Source organism: Bacillus sp. J14TS2 (assembly GCF_018333015.1).
Lineage (GTDB): Bacteria > Bacillota > Bacilli > Bacillales > Bacillaceae_C > Lederbergia.
Window position 1 is genome coordinate 97223 of the sequence record NZ_BORE01000005.1, and the last position, 22955, is coordinate 120177.

17 protein-coding genes are annotated in these 22955 nt (G+C 36.7%); 1 reads left to right on the forward strand and 16 read right to left on the reverse strand.

Features of this window, described 5'->3' with window-relative positions; genetic code table 11:
- Positions 1-11: 11 nt before the first annotated feature.
- The 10 genes from KI375_RS09430 to KI375_RS09475 form a co-directional block, all read right to left on the reverse strand.
- Positions 12-944: a carbohydrate ABC transporter permease gene (locus KI375_RS09430; protein WP_244852475.1), complete on the reverse strand. Its 933-nt coding sequence runs from the start codon at positions 942-944 to the stop codon at positions 12-14.
- Positions 945-948: 4 nt separating this feature from the next.
- Positions 949-2178: an extracellular solute-binding protein gene (locus tag KI375_RS09435; RefSeq protein WP_212973255.1), complete on the reverse strand. Its 1230-nt coding sequence runs from the start codon at positions 2176-2178 to the stop codon at positions 949-951.
- 313 nt (positions 2179-2491) lie between these two features.
- Positions 2492-3652, reverse strand: a complete 1161-nt coding sequence (locus KI375_RS09440; RefSeq protein WP_212973256.1) for a GntR family transcriptional regulator — start codon at positions 3650-3652, stop codon at positions 2492-2494.
- 542 nt (positions 3653-4194) lie between these two features.
- Entirely contained in the window at positions 4195-5076 is an 882-nt protein-coding gene (locus tag KI375_RS09445) for a carbohydrate ABC transporter permease (RefSeq protein WP_306419803.1), read from the reverse strand.
- Between the two features lie 18 nt (positions 5077-5094).
- The gene (locus KI375_RS09450) at positions 5095-5973 is read right to left on the reverse strand and encodes a carbohydrate ABC transporter permease (protein ID WP_212973257.1); all 879 of its coding nucleotides are present in this window, start codon (positions 5971-5973) and stop codon (positions 5095-5097) included.
- Between the two features lie 52 nt (positions 5974-6025).
- Entirely contained in the window at positions 6026-7318 is a 1293-nt protein-coding gene (locus KI375_RS09455; protein WP_212973258.1) for an ABC transporter substrate-binding protein, read from the reverse strand.
- Positions 7319-7419: 101 nt separating this feature from the next.
- Positions 7420-8853 (reverse strand): response regulator transcription factor, encoded by a 1434-nt coding sequence (locus KI375_RS09460; RefSeq protein ID WP_212973259.1) that lies wholly within the window; start codon positions 8851-8853, stop codon positions 7420-7422.
- Positions 8831-10618, reverse strand: a complete 1788-nt coding sequence (locus KI375_RS09465; RefSeq protein WP_212973260.1) for a cache domain-containing sensor histidine kinase — start codon at positions 10616-10618, stop codon at positions 8831-8833. Before KI375_RS09465 ends, KI375_RS09460 begins: the two co-directional genes overlap by 23 nt.
- Before the next feature lie 363 nt (positions 10619-10981).
- Positions 10982-12076 (reverse strand): glycosyl hydrolase family 28-related protein, encoded by a 1095-nt coding sequence (locus tag KI375_RS09470; protein ID WP_212973261.1) that lies wholly within the window; start codon positions 12074-12076, stop codon positions 10982-10984.
- A gap of 15 nt (positions 12077-12091) precedes the next feature.
- On the reverse strand, positions 12092-14356 hold the full coding sequence (locus tag KI375_RS09475) for an FAD-dependent oxidoreductase (protein WP_212973262.1): 2265 nt from the start codon (positions 14354-14356) through the stop codon (positions 12092-12094).
- Positions 14357-14473: 117 nt separating this feature from the next.
- On the opposite strand from KI375_RS09475, the gene KI375_RS09480 reads away from it, so the two are divergent.
- On the forward strand, positions 14474-15235 hold the full coding sequence (locus KI375_RS09480) for an AraC family transcriptional regulator (protein WP_212973263.1): 762 nt from the start codon (positions 14474-14476) through the stop codon (positions 15233-15235).
- Positions 15236-15352: 117 nt separating this feature from the next.
- On the opposite strand, the gene gtfA is transcribed toward KI375_RS09480, so the two are convergent.
- From gtfA to KI375_RS09510, 6 genes are all read right to left on the reverse strand, one after another.
- Positions 15353-16822 (reverse strand): sucrose phosphorylase, encoded by a 1470-nt coding sequence (gene gtfA / locus KI375_RS09485; RefSeq protein ID WP_212973264.1) that lies wholly within the window; start codon positions 16820-16822, stop codon positions 15353-15355.
- A gap of 11 nt (positions 16823-16833) precedes the next feature.
- Positions 16834-17793, reverse strand: coding sequence for a carbohydrate kinase family protein (locus KI375_RS09490; protein ID WP_212973265.1), 960 nt, complete (start codon positions 17791-17793; stop codon positions 16834-16836).
- 595 nt (positions 17794-18388) lie between these two features.
- Positions 18389-19366, reverse strand: a complete 978-nt coding sequence (locus KI375_RS09495) for a LacI family DNA-binding transcriptional regulator (RefSeq protein ID WP_212973266.1) — start codon at positions 19364-19366, stop codon at positions 18389-18391.
- Positions 19367-19529: 163 nt separating this feature from the next.
- Complete coding sequence (locus tag KI375_RS09500) at positions 19530-20369, reverse strand: carbohydrate ABC transporter permease (protein WP_212973267.1); 840 nt, start codon at positions 20367-20369, stop codon at positions 19530-19532.
- 26 nt (positions 20370-20395) lie between these two features.
- Complete coding sequence (locus tag KI375_RS09505) at positions 20396-21355, reverse strand: carbohydrate ABC transporter permease (RefSeq protein ID WP_244852477.1); 960 nt, start codon at positions 21353-21355, stop codon at positions 20396-20398.
- A 158-nt stretch (positions 21356-21513) separates the two neighbouring features.
- Positions 21514-22815, reverse strand: coding sequence for a sugar ABC transporter substrate-binding protein (locus tag KI375_RS09510; protein WP_212973268.1), 1302 nt, complete (start codon positions 22813-22815; stop codon positions 21514-21516).
- Positions 22816-22955 lie beyond the last annotated feature (140 nt).

Below are 22955 nucleotides of genomic sequence, written 5' to 3' on the forward strand. Positions count from 1 at the left end.
TTCCTATACCGCTACTTTGTATCGTCTTTACTCAATACAACAAATTGAAAAATAGAGACGATGATCATAATCATTCCAAGGAGCATAGCCATTGCGGAAGCTACTCCAGCCACCGATTGTCCACTTCCAAAAGCAAGATCTCGAATATACATCATAGCAACCGTTGTGGATCCAGTAGGTCCTCCATCTGTCAGCATGACTGGTTGTCCATAGATATTAAAGCTTGCAAGTGTTGACATCACCAGAGTATAGAGTATGGGAAATTTCATTGATGGAATAGTAATGTAAAAGAATTTTTTCACAGGACCCGCTCCATCAATATCTGCTGCTTCAAAAACATCCTTAGAAATACTACTGAGAGCCGCCCGATAGATAATGAGATTCCCCCCAATTCCCCACCATATAGAAACAACTAAGATTAAAATCCAGGCATGTGGTTGAGAGGTAAACCAATTCGCATCTGAACCAAAAACATTGTTAATGGGACCAAGTCGTTTATTGAACACAAGTGACCAAATTAACGCCACTGCCGAAATAGAAAATAATCCCGGAATATAAAAGATAGATTGAAAGAGACTTGTAGCTTTTACCTTTGTATTAAGTGCCAACGCTATCAATAACGGAATAATCATTAATAAGGGGACACTTATTCCCACGAAAATAAGTGTATTTTTTACCCCATTGAAAAATTGCTTATGAAACGTGGAATCTAGATTGAATAATATTTCCTTATAATTAGCAAATCCTACCCATTCAGGCTGTCCCACTAAATCCCATCTTGTAAAGGAAACGTAAGTTCCATAAACCAATGGAAGAATTCCAAAGATAATGAATAGAATTAGATGTGGCCCAATGTAAAGTAAATGACCAAAACTTCTTTTCTTTTTATCTGGAGATCGTTCCAGTTTTTGATTTGTCATATGTCTATGTTCACTTACTTCCATAGCCTTATTTTCCTTCCTTCAATTTGTCATCAACCGTTTTTTGTGCTTGCTCCAAACCTTCATCAATATCCATTCGACCATAAATGATATCTCTTGCAACTGAACCAATCGCTTCACTTGTATTACCATAGTTAGCAAAATCAAAAATAACCATAGATTCTTTTTGCTTATCATCCTTCATAAGAAAAGATTGCGGCATTTTTTCATATTCGTCACTTTCGTATACCTCTGTACTTGCTGCATTTTGCCCTGATTCAGCCCACAACATTGATTTTTCTCGTACGAATTCTAAAAAGTCTCCTATTCCTTGTTCAACTTCTTCTTTACGATCTTTTTTCAGTGTGGCAAACTGATGAGAAGAGCTCCAATTCACAATTTTATCTGGAGAATAAGCTGGTGTATTTGTTACTCCCCAATTCAAGTCTTCTATATCTTTTAATCCACCCGCATACCAGGTCCCATCTTGTAAGAATACGGATTCACCTGATTGGAATAGCTGACTAACATCATCGCCATCCTCTTGAGAAGCACCTGATTCAACGAACCCTCTTAATGTCTCTAAAGACTTTTTCATTTCTGGTGTATTAATAGTCGGAGTATCCCCGTCATGAATATTTCCACCATTTTGCACAGTTAAGCTCAGCGATAGCCATGTCTCTACATTCATAGGATACGTAATTTTTCCATCTTCCTTCGCCTTGTCAGCGATTGCATTAATCTCATCAATGGTGATCACTTCATCATCAAGAGCCTCGGGTGCATATTTATCTAATAGATCCTTATTGTAGTAAAGAACAGAAGAATGGATATCTAATGGAACTGAGTATCTTTTCCCGTCAATATTACCTGCTTCCCATGTCTGAGGTAGGTAAGCACTTTCATTAATATTTGATTGATCTTTTAAGATATTATCCATCGGATCTAGTAAATTTTGTACAACAAACAATGGAATTCTCTCAGCATGAATAACAGCTAAGTCTGGGACATCTTTATCCTTACCAGAATTGGTCACCGTGTAGATCTTTGTATACATATCTGGAACAACAATATTTTTGATCTTATAGTCATGTCCATCGATAGCATTATATTCTTCGACCATTTTGCTAAAGTATTCTCCGTCTGCACCAGTAAAGGGATTCCATAGAATAATTTCCTTCTTTCCAAAACTGCATCCTGCTAATAATATTGGAATAATTAATAGTAAGGCAACACTAATAAGTAAACTTTTTTTCATCTCACTTGCCCCTTTGTTCGTTTTATTATTAATCATTCATATTCTGGTGAGTGTTTTGGCTTCCTACTTGCAAGATTAGTAGTGTCGCATATCAATTTATGGTAATCTCTTACAAAAATCAGGAAATATTTCCTAATATATCTGTTCTTCAACTATTACTTTTATATAAATCGCTTTCAAATTCTTCTGTATTTATGTATGCTCCCCCCTCCAACTACAACCTTATAACAAGTAACGACACACCCATATATGATATGTCATCATATTATCAACTTTATATAATGGTGTCAACATAACATTACAATATATCTTTTTATTCTTCAAAACTGTTGTTTTTTTTACTAGAAGAATATCCTTCTACCAATTCAAATTCCAAGAAAAGATGATCAAGTTTACTGTCCCCATTTAATTTAGATAACAATAAGTCTATTGATTTCTCTGCCATCAGCTCTTCCTTTTGTTTAATATGGGTAAACTGCTTCTCTCCGATTAATCCCTTAGGATGATCAAAACATACAACGGAATAGTCTTCTGGGACATTTTTTCCCAATTTCTTTAATACAAACTTCAACATCAAAGCTTGTTCATATTCAGATGTTACGAATGCAGTAATCTCAGGGTATTTCAATATAAAAGTCTTCAATTGATCCATATCCTCTTGCACAATTAAGTTCCATTCGGGATGTTGCTTCAATGCCGGCAAACTACTCCGAATTTGAGTCATGATATGATCAAGATTTAATTTAAGCTCTTGATGGTAAAAGGCTGTTTTAAAGCCTTTCAATCTTTCCTCAATGGTAGATGTGCCATCTAAAGATGCGGATATAAAACCAATCTCCTTATGTCCTAATCCAATTAAGTATTCTGTCAACCTTTTACTAGCGAGATGATTATCTGTTCCTACTGAACTAGCTGGGATTCCTATCAAAAATCGATCTACTAAGACAAACGGGAAATCATCAACGACTATCTGTAAAAGTGAGTGATTATAATGTTGACCATGTACCGGGATGATAATCAATCCATCAACACCTGCTTCCATCATAGAAGTAATGCTTTCTGCCTCCTTTTCAATCAACCCGTATGTCCGTTTAATCATTAGATGTATATTTAAATCAGAGCAAACTTTCTCTACACTTTTTACGAATGTCAATCCAAAATCGGCGGAAAAATCAGGAGTAATAAGCCCAATCATTTTTATTTCCTTTTCTTCCCCTTGATCATCTGAAGGCTCAGGTTCCTCATCGGCTATTGAAGGAATTGGAGAAACAACAAAAGAGCCCTTTCCGCGGACACGTTCAATTATATTTTGTTCAGCTAACAGATCTAACGCCTTCTTAGACGTAATTCTACTTACATGAAAAGACTCCGCTAACTCTTTTTCAGAAGGAATGCGGGCTCCATAACTAAATTCGCCATCCTTAATTTTTTCTAGTAAATCATTATAAATTTGTTTATACTTTGGAGTACTCATCTTTTAATCACCTTTATCATTGGAATTGTTATATGTATATAATATAACAACCGTTGTACAATGAAACAAATTGTTTTACTATTAGTAAGTTTTGGATGGGGTGGTGTTCAAGACTTTCCCCAAGACTCATAAGTACATGAGCCCGGTGAAAAATCTAACAAATTATTAACAGAGTCTTTCTGATCATCTCTTGTCGGATAAGACTTTTTGTCTGTTAACGTAGACTGGATCTATAAAAAAGAAAAACGAGAATGCTGTTATATCAACATTCTCGTTTTTTTAATTAGATGTCTTTCATTAATCAGCCTATTCAGATATTTGTACAACTACTTCCTTAAGATTTACTTTCTATTTGTAATAATTACTTCAGAAAAATAGTTCACAACTGGAACTTCATTATCAGCTTGGTAAACAATTTACAATTTTATTATTAGGTTTCCGAATTTCGATTTCTTTCCCCTTAATTCCAGTTAGAACAATCTCCTCAACAATATGTTTTAAACAATAATATAGATACAACGCTCTCTCTCCCCATTTCTTTTTTAACCCTTTACAGCCGAACTAGCAACCCCTTCAATGATATACTTTTGACCTATGAAAAATATAATTAACATCGGAACAATTGCTGCCGCTGCCGCTGCCATCATGCCATTGTAATCAATTGAAAATTCATGAACAAAGTTTTGTAGGCCAAGTGGTACTGTATACAATTTTTCATCAAGCAAAAAGACTAATGCATCTTCGTAGTTATTCCAATTCCATGAAAAGTCTATAATTGCGAAGGTAGCAATTGCGGGTTTCGCTAACGGCATGAATATGCGGAAAAATATGCGAAAGTGCCCAGCTCCATCAATAAAAGCTGATTCGGCTATTTCCTTTGGGATACTCATAAAGAATTGCCTTAAAAAAAACACACCAAAAATAGTTACAAACGAAGGCAAGATGAGGGACCAATGTGTATTAAAAATTCCAGCCCAATCAAACATAATGAATTTCGGTACAAATAAAACCTGAGGGGGAACCATCATCATGGAAAGATAAAAAATAAAAATCAATTCACGACCTTTAAAGGCAATTTGCGCAAAACCATATGCAGCCATAGAACCAATAATTATCGCTCCGGTAGTTCCAATTACAGCAACTTTTAAAGAATTCAGATAGTACGTGATAAAACTATTTTCTCCTCCCCACACCTTTAGGTGATGTTCAAGCTTTGGTTCTGATGGTATCCATTGTATGGGAAATCGGAAAACTTCCGCAGGTCCCTTAAAGGATGTGCTAAGCATCCATAGAAATGGAGCTATCATAAGAATTGCCAGAATGAACATAACCATTGTCATAAAGATCTTTACCATATCTATTTTCTTTTTGTTTCTCAGACCCAGAACAGTGGATGGCTGCAAATTCATTTTTGCCGATTCCATACTAATCATTCCTCCCTTTTAATAATGCACCCACTTTTTCTGCCCATACCATTGAATTAATGTAACAAATAAAATAATGGAAAAAAGTACGAGAGCAATAGCAGAAGCGTATCCAAGCTCATAATAGCGAAAGGAAGTTTGATAGACGTATAAAGCGAGTACAGTTGTGCTATCTCCAGGCCCTCCACCTGTTAATGCATGAATAAGACCAAAATTTTTAAAGGTGGAAATGAACCCCATGATTAATAAAAAGAACGTGATAGGACTTACTAATGGAAAAGTAATATATCGTGTAATATGCCAGAATTTTGCCCCATCAATTTTTGCTGCATCTTCTAGTTCAACAGAAACATTCTGCAACGCCGCCAGGAAAATCACGATATTAAATCCTAGTACGAACCAGATAGACATAATATTAATAGAATACATCGCTGTTTCTGTTGCAGATAGCCACCCTGGTGGGTTTGTTACACCAAACAGCTTCAGAAATTGATTGATTGGCCCATTACTCGGGTGAAAAAGCAACATCCAAACAAAGGCAATCGCAATACTACTAGTGATATACGGTAAAAAGAACATGGCTCGCAAAGCATTTTTCAGATAGACCAGTTTATTTAAGATCACCGCAATAACAAAGGCTAATATAACAGCAATCGGCACATGTAATAAATAAATAATTGTATTGATTAATGTTTTGTGAAACAAGGAGTCATTCATTAGTTGTTTAAAATTTTGAAATCCGATGAATGATACATTGACCCCTGCCGGACCTTTCCAATCCGTAAAAGCTAGAACAGTGGTAAACACGAGGGGGATAAAGAAAAAGATAATTACCCCTAATACACTTGGCAAGATAAAAAGATAACCAATTAATTTTTGTTTATGTAACCAATTCAATGATTCTCCCTCTTTTCATTGATACAAGAGGGGCAAGCCCCTCTTGTATTCGTTATTTCTCTAGCTGTTCGTTATGCTTTTTCTCCACTTCTTCTATTGTCTCGTCAACAGATTGCTCTCCCAAATAAAACTTTTGTGATTCCTGTTTCAAGGTATCCGTCACCTGCAACGGAACTGTTTCTTTCACTTTACCACCAGGTAAGAACATCCGCTCTAACGACTTAATATCATAGGTATCCTCTACCCCTTCCACCATGAGTTCAATGGCTTTTTCTATATTTGCATCTTTCGACGATGGAATTCTTCCTCCACTCGCTTGGTGGATCATTCCTTCATCGGCGTACCATTTTATAAATTCCCAAGCTTCTTCTGGATAATCTGAAGTTGATGAGATGGATATAGCATCCCCCAGTCCATGACCAATTTTTTCTCCACCCTCAAAGTGTGGAAAAGGAGCAAAAGCAATTGTAAAATCACGTGGATATTCCTCTAAATCATTGGACATTCGCAATATACCTTCAAATGCGCTAAACATTGCAACCTCTCCGTTTAGAAACATATGATCAGGTGCAATTCCCGTGGCAATTTGCTCTCCTAAAGCAGGTATGGATGTATCCTCATGCATCATCTCATAAAACAACTCAAATCCTTCTCTGACTAGAGGATGATTAAAATTCGAAGTTCCGTCTTCTTTTACCCATCCTTCTGTTAAGAGAGCGCTATCTACTATCGTACTGAGATCGGCATCCCAGGTAATAACTCCCCATTGCTCCTCTGTTTTTAACTTTTTAGCATATTCTTTAAACTCGTGCCAAGTCCATTCTTCAGGTATTGAAAGTCCTGCTTGATCAAGTGCATCTTTATTTAAATAGATAAAGTTCGCATTTTGCTTTGTTGGAATGGCGTAATACGTATCATTAAACTTCCAAAATTGGGCCGCATCCCCCATTTTTTCCTCTACGTCATATCCATCAAACTCATTCAAATCAACAAGAAAGTTAGATTGAATACGATCTTCTAGATGATTGGTGGTATATGTCATTAAAAGATCTACATTTTGCCCTGTTTGTAATGCGGTATTTAAGCGTAAATTACCATCATCATCATTTACAAAACGGGTATATTCCACCTGGACATTAGGGTTTTGTTCATTCCATTCATCCACAACAGCCTGCGGCCCTGCTTCTGGTGGAACTCCTCCCCAAAATTGCAAGGTGATCACCTCATCTACATTCTCCTTGCCTTTTGAATTCACCTTCCCAGCATTTTGATCTGAGCCACAACCTGCTGTTCCAATTATGAAAAAAAGCATAGTAAATAATAATATCGGATATTGTACTTTCATCTCCTTACCCCCTTGAAATTGTTCTCCCTTATAACTTATCAGCCAACCAACGTTATCGTAAGGAACAAAACTTCGATATCAATAGAACGATTGTAAGCGTTTTAATTTCTATCCCGAAAATGCTTAGGCGTTTGACCTGTATACCTCTTAAAAATTTTAATAAAGTAATTATCATTTAAAAAACCTACTTGTTCCGCTATTTTACTTACAGGTAAACGGCTGTGGGTTAATGCGTATTTTGCATGTTTGATTCGAACATCATGAATATAATGAATGATAGAGTTACCTGTTTTCTTTTTAAATAAACTGCTTAGATAGTTACTATCCAGCGCAACATGCTTAGCTAATTTTTTCACCTCAAGTGGCTCCGCATAATGTTGCTGAACATAATCCATTACTTTATTAATCTCATGATGATCAGAAGAAAGCCCAACCGTATCAAATCTTAATTTAAACAATAAGATAAATCTGCTAGTCATCATTTCTTTTAACTCATGGTAAAAGGGGCAATAAATGATTGAAGCTTCCTTTTCTATATCTCTCTTTGCTATTTGAGAAAGATCCCGGTTAAGTTCAAGTATATAGTCTTTTACAATGCCCATTGGGTACCTTTCCCTTTCAATCAACTGCCACATTTTTTTAATAATCTCGGAGCAATTTGCCTTGTTCATTTGTTCAAATAAATTAACGAAGTCTCTTTTTATTTTCAAAAGCCTCTGATTTGTATCTCCTTCGTAAACTGGTAGGTCTTCAACTTCATACCAAATTGCATCCAATTTTCTAAGTGCCCTTTTCCAAGTATCTTTTATTTTCTCATCCTTACCAACTCTTTCGGAAACAAATGGATAAGAAATATCGGATATAAAAGATTGGTCACTAACCTTTTCCCGCTTTGACCAATAAAAGACACTTGTTTGCCCTTGTGTCTGAAACAAATGAACAATGGCTTCCTTCTTGTTCGGAGCATGATTCGATTGGTAAAAATCTACTTTCCTAAAAGGTGTTGACCCATTCAGGACAGAAAAGATGATCAATTGATAATCTTTTACTAACGAAGAGGGCAGTGAATATTCCCCTTGTACAATTGTACTCTCATGGATAACATTCCATAAATTCTGATAATATTGCTCAATCTCTTTTATGCCTTTTCCCTTTCGTGTTAATAACTCGATCTTTAATTTTTCAAGTGCTTCTCGTAAAGATTGGACACTCATTGATAACTTAAGAATGTAATTGGAGGCACCGTATTCCATAGCTTGTCTAACATATTCAAATTCATTTAAACATGAAAGCATTAGAAAAACTCCGTCAAACCCGCTCTCTTTCGCTGTTTTTAATAATTCAATCCCGTCTAAAATCGGCATACGGATATCTGATATAACAAGATCAGGTTCCAATTCTCTTATGATTTTTAAAGCCTCTTGGCCATCTCCCGCCTCTCCAACCACAGTAAAACCAAAACGTTCCCATTCAATCAATTCACGGATAGATTCTCTTACAAAAACTTCATCCTCAACGAGTAATACGGTCCACATCAGCACTTCCCCCTTTGTCTTTATTCATGAGCATAAAAGGAAAATAAAGTTTAACCTTTGTTCCTCCAGATAAGGTAAGTATTTTTAAGTCTGCCCGATCATTAAAGAGTAAGGCTAGCCGCTCTCGAATATTTTTCAAGCCAATACCAGGACGTTTTCTCTTTGAGTTGATTTTCGCAACATGAAGACCAACCCCATTATCCATCACTTCCATAAACAAGTACTCATTCTGCTTATATATACGGATGCTAATCTTCAATACTCTTTCTTTTGTAGTAATACCATGATAAATGGCGTTTTCAACAAGTGGCTGTAAACTAAACTTTGGGACTAAAACTCGATTATAAGACGGATCATACTCATAAAATATTTCAAAAGTAGACTGATAACGAAACTTTTGAATAAATTCATAGGACTGGATTAACGCTAATTCCTCATCCAAAGAAATTAACTCCTGCTCATGATTCAAACTAGCTTCTAATAATTTACCTAAGGAAATACATATATCCGTAATTTGTTCATTTCCTTCGCGAATCGCAAGCCATTTTACAGTATTTAATGTATTGTGAAGAAAATGTGGATTTAATTGAGCCTGAAGCATTTGGTATTTAACCGCCTCCTTTTGTCTCTCTTCCATTTTCAACTGCTTTACAAGTTGGTTTAAATCTTCGATCATTCCATTAAAATTTTGAGCTAGTGCCAGCATTTCACCTTGATAGTTTTTTTCAGGTAAATGTGTTTTTAATTTATCTTCGGCCACTTTCCCCATTTTTTTCTGTAAATCCTTTAAAGGTCGTGTATACGTTGTTGAAATAATCAAGGTGGCTATCATAAATAATAGAATAAGTATAATAAACGTATACATATAATGGGTTTTCATCTCATTTACTTGTTCATACATAACGTCTAAAGATACCCTATTAACCATATACCAACCTAAAGTATCAATATATTCATAATTAATCAGATTTGTTTTTTCCTCATTTATAAAATAGCCTTCTTTCTTATGATCCGAGATAATCGAATCTTTTGTGCCTAATGACAAATTCCTCTCTAGATTGGACTGAACAATCATCTCGCCGTTCTCTTCCATAATAAAATAATCTTGGTGAGCAGGTAAATTTCTTGCCACAGATTCAAACCATTCGGAAAAGTCTAGACTTATCCTCGCCACCCCAAAAGAATTATGTTGATCTTCCTTTAAAACCATATAAAGGGAAAGCAAGGCGGCACTCCGCGATAAATCAGAGTTTACATAGTTCTCATCGTTCAGTATCCAGTAATAATCGGTTGGTTCTTTAACTAATGTTTTATACCATTGCTGTTCAATCAAATCTTTATAAAAAAGGGTTTCACGTGACCGGAAGGAGGTATAAACATTTCCATTAAAATCAAGTAAAGTATAATAAACAGATGGACTAGATAAAAAAAAGCTATTATTAATACTCATAAATTTTGCATCCATTCCGTTGTATCTTTCAAGCAAGTGGTAGTCTTCAGGTCTTTTAAAATAGGAAACAACTAACGAATCTTGTTCAATCAAAATACCCGTTTTAAAAGCTACTCCCATTAGATCCTCCAGGGTTCGGTTTATACTTCCTAGCTGATCATTCACTTGCTCACTAATCTTTTCCTGCATAATATACTCAAACTGGTGAAAATGATACAGACTTACGGTTGAAAATGGCAAAACAATCAATACTGAAAAGGTTAAAATCAACTTGTTTTTTAATGTAGTTGAGGCCCATCTGCTTCGAATTCTCATCTCCATCCCTCCAATCTTTAGTTTAGCGGATTCTTCGCTACCTTTGTATCCGTTCTCATAATATAGAAAATAACTCAAAGATTCATTCCATTGTGCCCTAAGATTTGTTCCATTAGGAACTCCCCACGCAAAAACATCCTTTTCTTTGGTAAGTATAGGTGATGCACCAAACCAAGAAAGGATGTTTTCTATATCTAATATGTTTATTAAGTTTCAGTGAAATGAGAATCTGCCCTATCAAGCGGGACTACTGTCAGTGGAGGTTTTACGGACGATCCCTCGGATAAGAAAGGTGTTTACTCAAGCAAAGATGGAACTTCCCCTTATTATTTCCCTTGCTCTTAACACCCATCTCCCAAATAACTACACTACGTTATCTGATACCAATACATTAGTACTTTCACCGATGGCCGCATGTAAGTAGCCTGTGAAAATGTTGTGATGCACCAGCCCTCGTTTAGGTATATTTTTGAAAACGATCGCGGCATCAGACATAGGCTGAGTGGTGTTGGCAAAATTGCCGTAAGCATTAAATTCGGAACAGGATTCAATTACAAACGCGATGCCAGATGCTACCTCAGAATCGAGGAAGTGATTCCCCGTTATATTTACATTCCTACAGTTCAAAAAACGCGGTGGCTTAGTAAAGCTGCGTAATTTGTTTTTGGAATAGGTGATATGTGAGGTATCTGTTATCCACACAGGCTGCTGCTCAGATTTGTCGGCACAGTTCCCTTCGATATTCAATCGTTGCGTCCCCGATACACCAACAAATCTAAAATTCCTCTCCATCACGCTATTACCAGTCACGCTTATATCGGATGCATATTTTATCTGGATAGCATCAGATCCACCGGTATCGTGAAATATATTCCCAGTAATGCGAACATTTTTGGTTACATCAGGAGTATCTTGTACGCCAAGAATCGAAATAAGTGATTCATTTTTTGTGTTCCCATTGAAGCCTTCGAAAATATTGCCATCTATTATAATATCTTGGCATCCTTGTGGCGGTATTTCAGAAATCGGAGCTTTCACTTCTGGATCAGCCTGTTTATCATTGCCAATAGTCACTCCATATATAGCAAACACTGTATAACCATGATCCCCATCCTTCTTACGCAGTGTAGGCCACCCTGTTCCAATAATGGTGATATTGTCGCAAAGAAATACAGCTTGGCTAATCCAATACTCACCCTGTGGAATAATCAGAGTTCCTCCACCCTTTTCTTTTATTACATCTATTGCTGCTTGGAATGCAGGAGAATCATCCGCTTTTCCATCTCCTATCGCACCAAAATCTTTGACGCTGATTGACGCAATCGTTCGTTGCGGCTGATCTTCAGAGTAACGATAGGATAGTTTTCCGGCATCATCGAATGGATATATGTTTTTATTGTCGGAATTGCTCAATGTTGTCATTTTCTTATCTAATTGTTCAACTTCACGTTTATCCATATTGTTTCCCCCCTCCTAAACACTTATTTGTGAAACAGGCTTCTCATATGCTCTTATTTCGATTACTTCCACCCTTTGACAGCCATTTGTTGATTCAGCTACAAGACGTAATTGATCGGTTTTTATGGCAGATGGTAAAATATGAATCCGCTTCCTTTTACGGTTGTTTGTTTCTTGATGAACGAGCTGCCACTGACCAGCTACTTTCGCTTCCAGTCGATAATCTTTTACTAGCTCTGGAATAACTTCAAATGGTGTGCGATGATGATGTAAATTAATGAGATCTTCGTTCACATCATCGTTAAAGGTGAGGTGAATTTCTTTTATTTCTTTCTCTTGATTCCATGTTAAGCGAAGCCATTCTTCTTGACCTTCTTTTTCTGAAGGAGCAGAGACCCACATATTCGGTCCACCATATGGCCGGACCAAGCCATTTTTCGCTTTTTCTGGTTGGTATGCTGTTTGGCTTGTTCCAATTCGCAGGCAAACTGGTTTTCTAATAACCGGCTTCATTGTCCATTCTAGTATTGGAGTAACCTTTTTATGTGAAGACAGATTTGAGCTTTTGACCGGCTTTTTTACATAAGATAGCAAACCTGTTACTGGCTGATGAGATAAGAATAGGTTGATCAGCTTGTTTTGTCTGATGATCACGAAGGCTGTATCAAGAAAATGGTTTGATAAGCCAGTATTGATCCATTGTTGGCCCCCTTTCATTACTGGAATCGTACGACGTTCCAGAAGTTTAGTTGGTATATAATTTTGTGGTTTACCCGTATCCCAAACCTCTACTGTTAATTCCGTATCTTCTAAAGCGGTGAGCAATATCTCTAGGTCCCGTATCCCAGCATCTGCAGGCAAGCTGATGCCACAATCATGCAATAAAGGAAATTCCTCATCTGCCTGGTCAATTGTAATTTTTTCAAGAAAGCTTGATGCGTCAATCATGGCCGCTCGTACGAGATCCTGATCATCTTGGTTCTTTACCCCAAGTACAGCAGCATCCTGTCGAAGCAAGACTTGCTGCATTTCTTCCATATAGTTTTGAGAGACTTCTCTTGGCGTTTTTCCTTTCTGAATACAAAAGGCGGCACCCGTGCCTGCCGCTTCGCCAATAACGGCGCAAGTAGCCATCACTCTCGTTGTTCCAAAGGCAATATGTGTTGCACTGATATTACGTCCAGCAAAAAGCAAATTCGTTACATTTTTCGAATAAAGGGACCGGAATGGGATGTGATAATTGCCATCAGCTTGTAAATTACTCGCCCCACTCTGCTCAGCATACATTCCCTTAGGTGGATGTAGATCAATGGACCAGCCTCCAAAGGCAATGCGATCCTTAAATAAATACTGATTTGTTATATCATTTTGGTTTAACATATAATCACCGACAAAGCGCCGATATTCTCGTTTCCCTGGAATGGCTCCGACCCACTCTAGTGTTAAGTTATCGGCTTCAAATTCACCTGAATTTTTTATATAATCCCATATGCCATAAATGACAGACCAAAGCTCATCACGAATTTCTTCATTATCATGAACGGTATCCATTTCACCACCAAATTCGATCCACCAATAATGGCACCCATTATCTCCGCTTCTGATGATTCGATTTGTAGGAATTGGCGTTTTTGTGATGTCTTTAGCAAAAGCAGGAGGGATATAACGAATTGGATGTCCTTCATCCCTTGTATAAAATAAAATCGTACTGCCTAGCAATATATCATCTGCTTCTTTCGGGGCTAATGATTCATTAAATTCATATGCCGCTTCTCTTCCTATGCGATATTTGGCACCAGCCAAAAAACCAATTAATCCATCTCCTGTACAGTCCACATACACAGGGCTTCTAAATGTGATACGTCGCTCAGAACCTGCCATCCAACCTGTTACTGATTCAATGACACGCTTATCCTCATCTCCGGTTGCGTCCAATTCATGAACATCTGTATTTAAAAATAATTTGATATTTTTTTCTGCTTTTACTTTTTCAAGGATTAACGCATCCCATAAATAAGGATTTCCATCTGGATTCCGATATTGGTTTTCCACGAATAGTTCTCCCATAATTCCTGTTTCTCTTGCATAGCGATTAATCCCATGCTTGGTTGCCCCTACAACCCAAACACGCACCTCACTACTGGAGTTTCCACCCAGAACAGGTCGATTTTGCACAAGTGACACCGTTTGGCCCAGTCGTGCTGCGGCAATGGATGCACAAACTCCAGCCAAACCGCCTCCCACTACCGTAATGTCAGACTCTACAAGCTCTTCTCTCATTCTAATCACTTCCTTATATATCTTTTATTTCATTATACTTTTATAATTTTACTTTTTACATGCACGTATATATCATATATATATACATATTTTCAAAAAATAGGTGGAGGTGAGTGTATGTTCTCCATTTGGCAGCATATTCATTGGAAGGAAAAACAACGGTTTGAATTAGCCGAAGATCTCTATCAGGAATGGGTTGTTTTTGTCATTGAGGATGGTCTATTTTATTACGAGATTGGGGAAGAGAAGGGGCAGGCACAATTTGGGGATATCGTTTTCTGTCCTCCACATACTAGCTTTAAACGCAAGGTTATAAGTCCATTAACCTTTCATTTTATTCGCTTTAGCAGTAACCACGAATTCGCAGCCATGTTAGTTCCTGGGAAAATCACTATTGAAGATATTGATCGCTTTCGTTCTACCATTGCCTATTTAGGTACTTTGACTTTCTATGAAAATCATCAATGGATAGGACATTTGTTGTTGGATATTCTTTTTACTCATCAAATCAAGTCTTCGATTATTTCGAGCATCAATCGGAATGCAAAGTATCAGGATCCGTTGATGCAAGAGGCAAAAAAATATATGCATGAACATGCACTTAAGGGTACATTACAGATTAACAAGGTGGCGGCTAAATTCGGATTAAGCCCTGTACAGTTTACTAGAAGGTTTCATCATGTGTTTGGGATGACCCCTTCTGAGTACATTACAATGTTAAGGCTACAAAAGGCGAAGCAATTATTATTAGAAACCAATGATACGATTGACCATATTGCCGATCAATGTGGGTATTCAAGCGGCTTTTATTTAACTCGTAAATTTAAACAAAAATGGAATATGCCTCCTTCCCTCTACCGCAAAACAAATAAGTTGTAGCAATGACTGCAGCCAAAAGGCATTGAGAATGATCTTATTCTCAATGCCCTTTAATTTGGCGAAACTTATGAAATAAAGCAATCCTTTAACGCATTGCCTTGGCGGGGGACTGACCCCTTAGACGATATATTCATTGTCCTGATTGTTTTCATCTTTGTATTGAATGATGGATCGATTTGTTTTCAGGTCAATGGATAGTGTGCAGTGTTTATTTTCTTTGTGCCAGGAGAGTCTGATTTGATCTGCTGGGGAGTCTAGTACGTTAAATTCGCCATTGAAGGCGTCGTATTCGTTTCTGAATTTTATTAGTTTTAACAGTCTTTGTACGATGTGTTTGCCTAGGGATTGTTCGATTTCTTCGAGGCTGTAGTTGTGACGGTTGATTTCTCGACCATCTCCTGTCTTTTTCATGTTCTCCTCGTCATTTTCCCCTGCAAGAAGGCCAACATAATATACTTGCGGAATGCCAGGTGCGAAAAATTGAATAGCTCTTGCAGCTAAATATGCATCATCATCACAATTCAGAATAGAGTAATACGTTCCCCGAATTTGGTGAACATCAAAGCCATCCGGGTCCTTATGTTCATCTGATAAGACTAAACTAAGATTAGAGCCTCTTTCCAAGCAAACATCGACTACTTTTTTCGCTTCTGCTGTATTAATGAGTCCATCAAGATCAGGCTTAACCGGAACTCCATCATGACAATCTAGCATCGTAAACTGTTTATGAGGTCGATTTTTCAAATAACGGAGAAGTTCCACGCTATTTTTATTCATTAACGTGTCAAGCACACGATAAGGCAAAATAAAGTCGTAAATCCAACAGCCATGCTCGGCTAGTTTGTATTGAATGCTGTAATGGGAATGAACCTCAGGCAGTAATTCAATGTCTAAAGAATGAGCAAGTTCTATGATCCAATCAAGGAAGTCATAAATATCCGGTTCAACAAAAAAGCAGCTGGTTCCCAACTTCTTAATGATATAGCCTACAGCATCAAGCCGTACAATTTTAATGTTCTGTTCCTTAAAATTCATAAAAAAGGACGTAAGCAATTGTTTTACCTGCTCTGACCCTACATCTAAATCAATTTGTTCAGATGGAACTGTCTTACCAAAGGTCGTCCATACCTTCTCTTCCTCTCCTGTTTCCTCGATCACAAACGTTGAATAAGGTTCAGATCTACGTAAGAACATCTTATCAATATCCTCTTGTACAGGGACCCCATCCTCCCATATTTTATCTAATGTAATAAAAAGGTTGGCATATTCTGAGTCTCTTCCTTTTTTAAGAAAGTCTTGGAAATACTTGGATTGCTTTGAAATGTGATTCACCATTATATCTACTAAAATATCAAAGTGCTCACCGATAGATTTTACATCTTCCCATGTTCCGAAAGCAGGATCAATTTCTAGGTACGTCAATGGCGCAAATCCTCTATCCCCTGAAGAAGGATAAGGAGGAAGTATATGTACCCCACCTTTAAAAATATCAGAGAAATGTTCTAAAAGCACATGTTTGAGAGACTTTAGATCTCCTCCTAATGAATCTGGATACGTAATAAGCTGAACCTGATTTTTAACAGCCATATTTAGTCCTCCTATACTTTATATATTTCTTTAATCTCTTCAATCTTTGGCAGATCCACAACCGCACCTGTATATCTCAACTTAAAGGCACTAACTCCCATCCCTAATCGGATTGCATCCGCAATTGTATATCCTTTCACAATCGCTGCATAAAAACCAGACCAGAAAGCATCTCCCGCTCCAGTCGTATCGACAACCTCTTCGGCAAACGTATGACATCTTAGCGTTTCTTTGCCATTAGACACAATAGCACCGTCTTTACCAAGAGTCATGATCACAAGCTTGACACCTAATCGCAAGAACTTATCTATCTGATTTTCAGGTGTATCCTTTCCAAATAATCGTTCCGCATCATCTTCAGATGGTTTAATAATATCTACCTGACGAATAAATGATTTTACGATCTCCACTCCATCTTCACCCTTTTGCCAATACATTGGATGATAATTAGGATCAAAGCAAATAAGTATATCGTTTTCCCTTGCGATTTTAAGCATTTTTGTTATCGTTTTTTGGCCTTGTTCCATCGAAATGGGCCAGCAAGAAAAGTGTACAATACTCGAATTACTCAAAGCCTGTTCTAATTTTGACGTGTATGTAATATGGTAGTCAGCCCCTCTATAAAAAATAGGAACTGGTGTAGATTTACTTTTATTTATTACTACCATACTTGTTGGGTAATCTACTTGCTGTACATAACTTGTCTCGATATCTTGATTGCGCAACTGCTGAATCAGAAACTCGCCAAATCTATCCTTCCCGACAACAGCAGCAACGAGAGATTGAATGCCTAATTTTTTGGCATTCATGACAATATTGGAAGGCGATCCACCAAAAAACCGTTTGTAACTATTACTTTCCATGTCCTCAGTATAGTCTGAAGATATCATATCAATTAGAAGCTCTCCTACTGCTAGGAGATTATTACTTTTTGTTTTAAGTTTTATTTTGTCATTCAGTTTAAATAACATCTTTTCCCTCCTGATTTCCAGAGATCACCTGCTAAAAGTTCGTGTTCAAATAAAAAGTACCAGTAGGCTAAAAAACGCTGACGTCCTGTCAGCAATGCCAACACTAGTACATCCTGTACGTCGAAAGTTCGGGGTGGCGCAGTTTCAAGCAGCAAACTGGTACAGGATGTGCTGACTTCTATGTTGTCCACAGGACGCGGGCGGTTTTAGTAGAAGACACTTATCCTGATACATGAGCACTAGGAAAAGCATTCCTAAATTCGCATCGTACAAAGGAGTAGTAGCTTTCTTTTCCCAAGAACACAGAAACAAGCCAACGAGCTACCACAGGACGTGTCGGTACTTTATCTCGAAGTGTCATTTTTACCGGACTTTTTGAACCTCCCCTTAAATTAGACCAGTTAAAAAAGAAAAAACTTCTTTCTTAGTGACGGAGAGTGATTACCTATTTCAATCCATTTAAGGGGGGCCTATGGACTCGATCTAGGCAAATATCTCAGTTAAAAGAAGTTAAAACCTTTTGGTCCTCACACTACTATAATCAGGGTCCAAATTGCCCGTTTGCATGGTGTCTGGATCTTACATAATGAATCCTTTAGGTACTTTGCCTTTCAATGAGGTTTACAGGAAATAACGTGTTTTTAGCTACTATTTCTCCCTCGTTACTTTTACTAATTAAATTGATTGCATGCTCGCACATCGTTGCAATAGGCTGTTCAATGGTCGTTAGACGAGGATAAATATACTCAGATTCGTTTATATTATCAAAACCCACAACTTTCAATTTACCAGGAACATCAATCTTATTAGAATGGCAGTATTGTATTACCTGCATGCCAATAATATCACTACTCGCAAAAATCCCATCTACCTTAGGATGCTTTTTAAAAACCTCATTGATTTGCTGGATATAATTCTTTTCTAAAAATTGCTCCTCGGTCGTTCGGATAATGTGGTAATTCACATTATTTTCCTCACAAACACTTGAGAAGCCTTCTTCGCGCTGATTTGCGGGCAACTTTATCCCATAACTACCACTAATATGAACAAGATGCTTGCAGCCTTTACTTATTAATAAATTGGCAGCTAATTCTCCTCCTCTAAAATTGTCACAAGCGATCACAATACTATCTTTTACATTTTCTCTTTCTAATGAAATGATCGGAAAGGATGAATCAACATATTTATCAAAATCTAATGTTCTATTACATAAGACAATTCCGGCTGTCTTGTTTGCCTTTAACATATTCATAGCATCAACTGTTGCTTCTGTACGGTTATTACTATTAATTAACAATAATTTATAGCCTTTTTTAGCAGCATTCTTTTCAATTTCCTCAATGACTACAGAGAAAAAGGGATGTGTGATCGATGGTACTATTAAACCAATTAAATTTGTTTGTTTTTTTAATAAGGAACGGGCAATCTCATCTGGTTGATAATTAAGTACTTTCATCGCATCATGTACTTTATTATATGTGTCAGTACTAATATACCCTCGATTATTGATGACTCTTGAAACAGTAGTAACCGAAACTTCGGCCAACTTTGCGACATCTTTTAATGTTGCCATCCTAACCTCCCTGTTACATTTAATTTAAAACTTCTAACATTAATACATCCATTGCGGAAGATAGCATCAGCTATTTAAGAATGGGTACATCCCCCTCTGACACATCCTCCTTAATAATTGATTGTACCACTTAACAAAGAAGTGTCTACGGAGACTAACTCGATTATTTTATACCTGAGCTTGCAACAGATTGGATAAATTGTTTTTGGAAAATCATAAATATCACTAAAGTCGGTAAGGTCGTCATCGCTCCAAAAGCAAAGATTTCTCCCCATTGCATATACTCTGAATTGAATAAGGATCTTAAAACTAATGGAAGTGTTCTTAGACTATCATCTCGTAAAACAAGCGTTGGCCATAACAAATCTCCCCATGTTCTAATAAAAGCCATGATCGCTACCGTCGCTACAATTGGTTTTGATAGTGGTAAAAAGATTTTAAAGAATGACCTGATATAACCACTACCATCCATTATTGCTGCCTCTAATAATTCTTTTGGCATTCCCCTAAAGTGGGTATAGTATAAGAATATATAAGAAGGATAGGCCATTGATGGCAGAATTAATGCAGCCATAGTATTTAATAAATTTAATTCTGCTGTTATCATTAATCGGTTAATAATAACGGCTTCAGTTGGGATGATAGTTAGTGCAATCACGATTGAAATCAAGAGCTTTTTTCCCTTAAAATTTAACATGCCAAGAGAAAAACCAATCATGGCATTGATAATTGTTCCAAACAGGACAGTGCATAGTGTTACAATAACGGAATTACTGAAATATCTAGTAAAATCCATTGTAGTTAAAACACTTTTATAATTTTCAAAAGATAAATTCCCATATGGGATGAATCCTTTTAGTGAGGACATATCTGAAATAATTTGTGTATCGCTTTTTAAAGAGGCAACAAACAGATAAATAATAGGACCAATAAATATAAATGCCACTAACAGATATATGATATAAAGTCCACTCTTACGAAAGACATTCATTCCATTCGACATATTAATCACTCCTCTAACTCCTGGAATTATTTAGACTCTGACATGAGTTTGTTTTGGATTAACGATATGATTAAGACAAGAATAAAGAAAATTACCGATATTGCCGAAGCAAATCCAATTTGATTGTTCGTAAATCCAGTTTTATAAACCATATAGATGATCGATGTTGTTTTATTATTTGGTCCCCCGTCAGTAAGCATAAATACTAAGGAGAATAATTTTAATGCAGTGATCGTATTTGTAATTAGTACATACGTAAAGGTATTTTTTAATAAAGGTACCGTGATCATAAAAAATTTCCTAATAGGACCACACCCATCTACAACAGCTGCTTCATATATCTCTTCCGGAATATATTGAAGTCCACCGAGAATCAACAACATTTGCAGACCAAGCACTTGCCAAATTCCAATGACTGCCAAACAATATATGGCAATATCCCCATTCTTCAGCCACGTATTCGGTTCAATATTAAATATGCCTAAAAAGGAGTTTAATAGCCCCTCAGGATTTGCAGAAAAGATAAATCCCCAAATAACTGCTATTACAGTCACCGTTACTGCTTGTGGGCTAAAATAAACTGCTCTAAAAAAGGTGATTCCTTTTATTTTTTTATTAATTAATAAAGCAAGCAAAGTTGCTAAGATTACGGTAAAAGGAATAACGACAATAGCATATTTGAATGTTTGAATAAATGCATCCTTAACCTCCTGCGATTCGAACATCTTTATAAAGTTATCTAATCCTGTAAACCTTAATGGGTTACTTGCATTTTCGACTAACATTTTATTTGTAAAGGAATACCATACTGACATAAAAAAAGGTACAACCATAAATACACCAATTAATACCAGGGCAGGAAAACCAAGAATCCATGCTGAGAACGTCTCTTGGTACTTTGCTCTTTTCATTCTTTCCTCACTCCAATCTGTCAAACTAATAGGCTTTTTATAAAATCGTTCATTTAAATTTTTATCGTGGATCAATTGACAGTATGACCCCCACTCAAGAATTCGAGTGGAACAAGAATTGCAAGTGAGGGAGGCAAATGCCATTCATTTACGAAGAAAATGCATTCCATACACTTTTCAGCAAATGAATATAGAGGGTCTAAAAATGCTTTAGACCACTCTATACGTTTTTATTATTCTGCCCAACCGTTTTCTTGGAGCACTTCATCTATTTTTTCAGAGGCCTTTGTTAATTCATCATCTGCAGGTGAATTATTAAATATATTTGCAGTTGCACTACTGAGCTCGTTATATAAAGTGTCATATCCTGCTGTTTGTGGTCTTACTACACCAATACCTGCTTCAAGTTGTTCTCTATAAAGATATAGTTGTCCGCCTTCTTTGAACTTTTCATCCTGTTCTAAAACGGAAATTCTTGAAGGGATTCCTCCATTAACATCTACCATTTCCTTAATATTTTCTTCTGAGATAACATCTAAGAGTAGATCTTTGGCTTCTTGTACAACACCATTTTCTTCAGCTTGTTTCGTTACACTCCATACGACTGATCCCATTCCTGTATAAACTCCATTTCCAAAATCCGGAAGTGGGATTAATATCGCATCATCACCTAATGCATTTACGGTGTCGCTATATGCCCAATGGCCAACCAAAGAGAGTGCATTTTCCTTTCTACCATAAAAACTATCTTCATAGTCCACGTATGGATCCACATATTTATTATCAATTAGCCAAGTTATATAATCATAAGCTTCGATTGTTTCCTTACTATTCATAGCAGAATCAGTCAAACCAGTTTCAGTATTTAATAATTCACCACCAAAACTCTTTACAATAGGAAAGTACGTATATAACAAGGTACGTGGTGAGTTTTGTCTCATATAAAGAGGGTACTCGACTCCTTCTGAAGGATTCTTTAATTTTTCTAACGCATCTTCAAATTCATCTTTTGACCACGCTTCTTTATAACTAGTAGGAATTCTCACACCTGCATCTTCTAGCATTGATTTGTTCCCCCATAGAGACATTCCTGAGTCAAATTGAGCGACTCCATACATATGATCCTCAAATTCACTTTCAGCTAAAACGGAAGCTAGCATATCTTCTTTTAGTTCGTCCGTATAGACATCATCAATTTCTAATAGCATGTCTGCTTTTACATAATAAGGAACTTGCGTTGCATCCATAATTACAATATCTGGTGTATCTCCGACTTGAGGTGCCATTTGTAATTTATTGTAAAATTCATCTTTTGGAAAAATTGAATAATCTACAGTAAACTCTTCATATTTTTCATCTAATTTCGGAAATAACTGTTTGTAAGCTTCTGATTCAGCTCCATCTAAAGCCCAAATTTTTACTACTTTCGATCCTTCTGATGCCCCATTATCCTTCTCAGAGTTACCACACGCCCCTACTAATAAAAGAATAGAGACCAACAAAAGTAGATTTATGAGCAGCTTAATATTTTTCATTCTTTACACTCTCCCTTTTTATGTCAATCGTTTGATATATTGAGTATTTTTATCCCAATTCAACCGTCCGTAAGACCCTCACTTCAAGACAATGAGATAAAGAAGTCTCTGAGAAAGATAACGGACGCTAACCCCCGATA

Bases quoted from the DNA above. Each gene is read 5' to 3' on its own strand.
- KI375_RS09440 (WP_212973256.1), bottom strand. From the start codon at position 3,652: ATGAGTACTCCAAAGTATAAACAAATTTATAATGATTTACTAGAAAAA.
- KI375_RS09480 (WP_212973263.1), top strand. From the start codon at position 14,474: ATGTTCTCCATTTGGCAGCATATTCATTGGAAGGAAAAACAACGGTTT.
- KI375_RS09475 (WP_212973262.1), bottom strand. From the start codon at position 14,356: ATGAGAGAAGAGCTTGTAGAGTCTGACATTACGGTAGTGGGAGGCGGT.
- KI375_RS09455 (WP_212973258.1), bottom strand. From the start codon at position 7,318: ATGAAAGTACAATATCCGATATTATTATTTACTATGCTTTTTTTCATA.
- KI375_RS09435 (WP_212973255.1), bottom strand. From the start codon at position 2,178: ATGAAAAAAAGTTTACTTATTAGTGTTGCCTTACTATTAATTATTCCA.
- KI375_RS09470 (WP_212973261.1), bottom strand. From the start codon at position 12,076: ATGGATAAACGTGAAGTTGAACAATTAGATAAGAAAATGACAACATTG.
- gtfA (WP_212973264.1), bottom strand. From the start codon at position 16,822: ATGGCTGTTAAAAATCAGGTTCAGCTTATTACGTATCCAGATTCATTA.
- KI375_RS09500 (WP_212973267.1), bottom strand. From the start codon at position 20,369: ATGTCGAATGGAATGAATGTCTTTCGTAAGAGTGGACTTTATATCATA.
- KI375_RS09460 (WP_212973259.1), bottom strand. From the start codon at position 8,853: ATGTGGACCGTATTACTCGTTGAGGATGAAGTTTTTGTAAGAGAATCT.
- KI375_RS09445 (WP_306419803.1), bottom strand. From the start codon at position 5,076: ATGGAATCGGCAAAAATGAATTTGCAGCCATCCACTGTTCTGGGTCTG.
- KI375_RS09510 (WP_212973268.1), bottom strand. From the start codon at position 22,815: ATGAAAAATATTAAGCTGCTCATAAATCTACTTTTGTTGGTCTCTATT.
- KI375_RS09430 (WP_244852475.1), bottom strand. From the start codon at position 944: ATGGAAGTAAGTGAACATAGACATATGACAAATCAAAAACTGGAACGA.
- KI375_RS09495 (WP_212973266.1), bottom strand. From the start codon at position 19,366: ATGGCAACATTAAAAGATGTCGCAAAGTTGGCCGAAGTTTCGGTTACT.
- KI375_RS09465 (WP_212973260.1), bottom strand. From the start codon at position 10,618: ATGAGAATTCGAAGCAGATGGGCCTCAACTACATTAAAAAACAAGTTG.
- KI375_RS09490 (WP_212973265.1), bottom strand. From the start codon at position 17,793: ATGTTATTTAAACTGAATGACAAAATAAAACTTAAAACAAAAAGTAAT.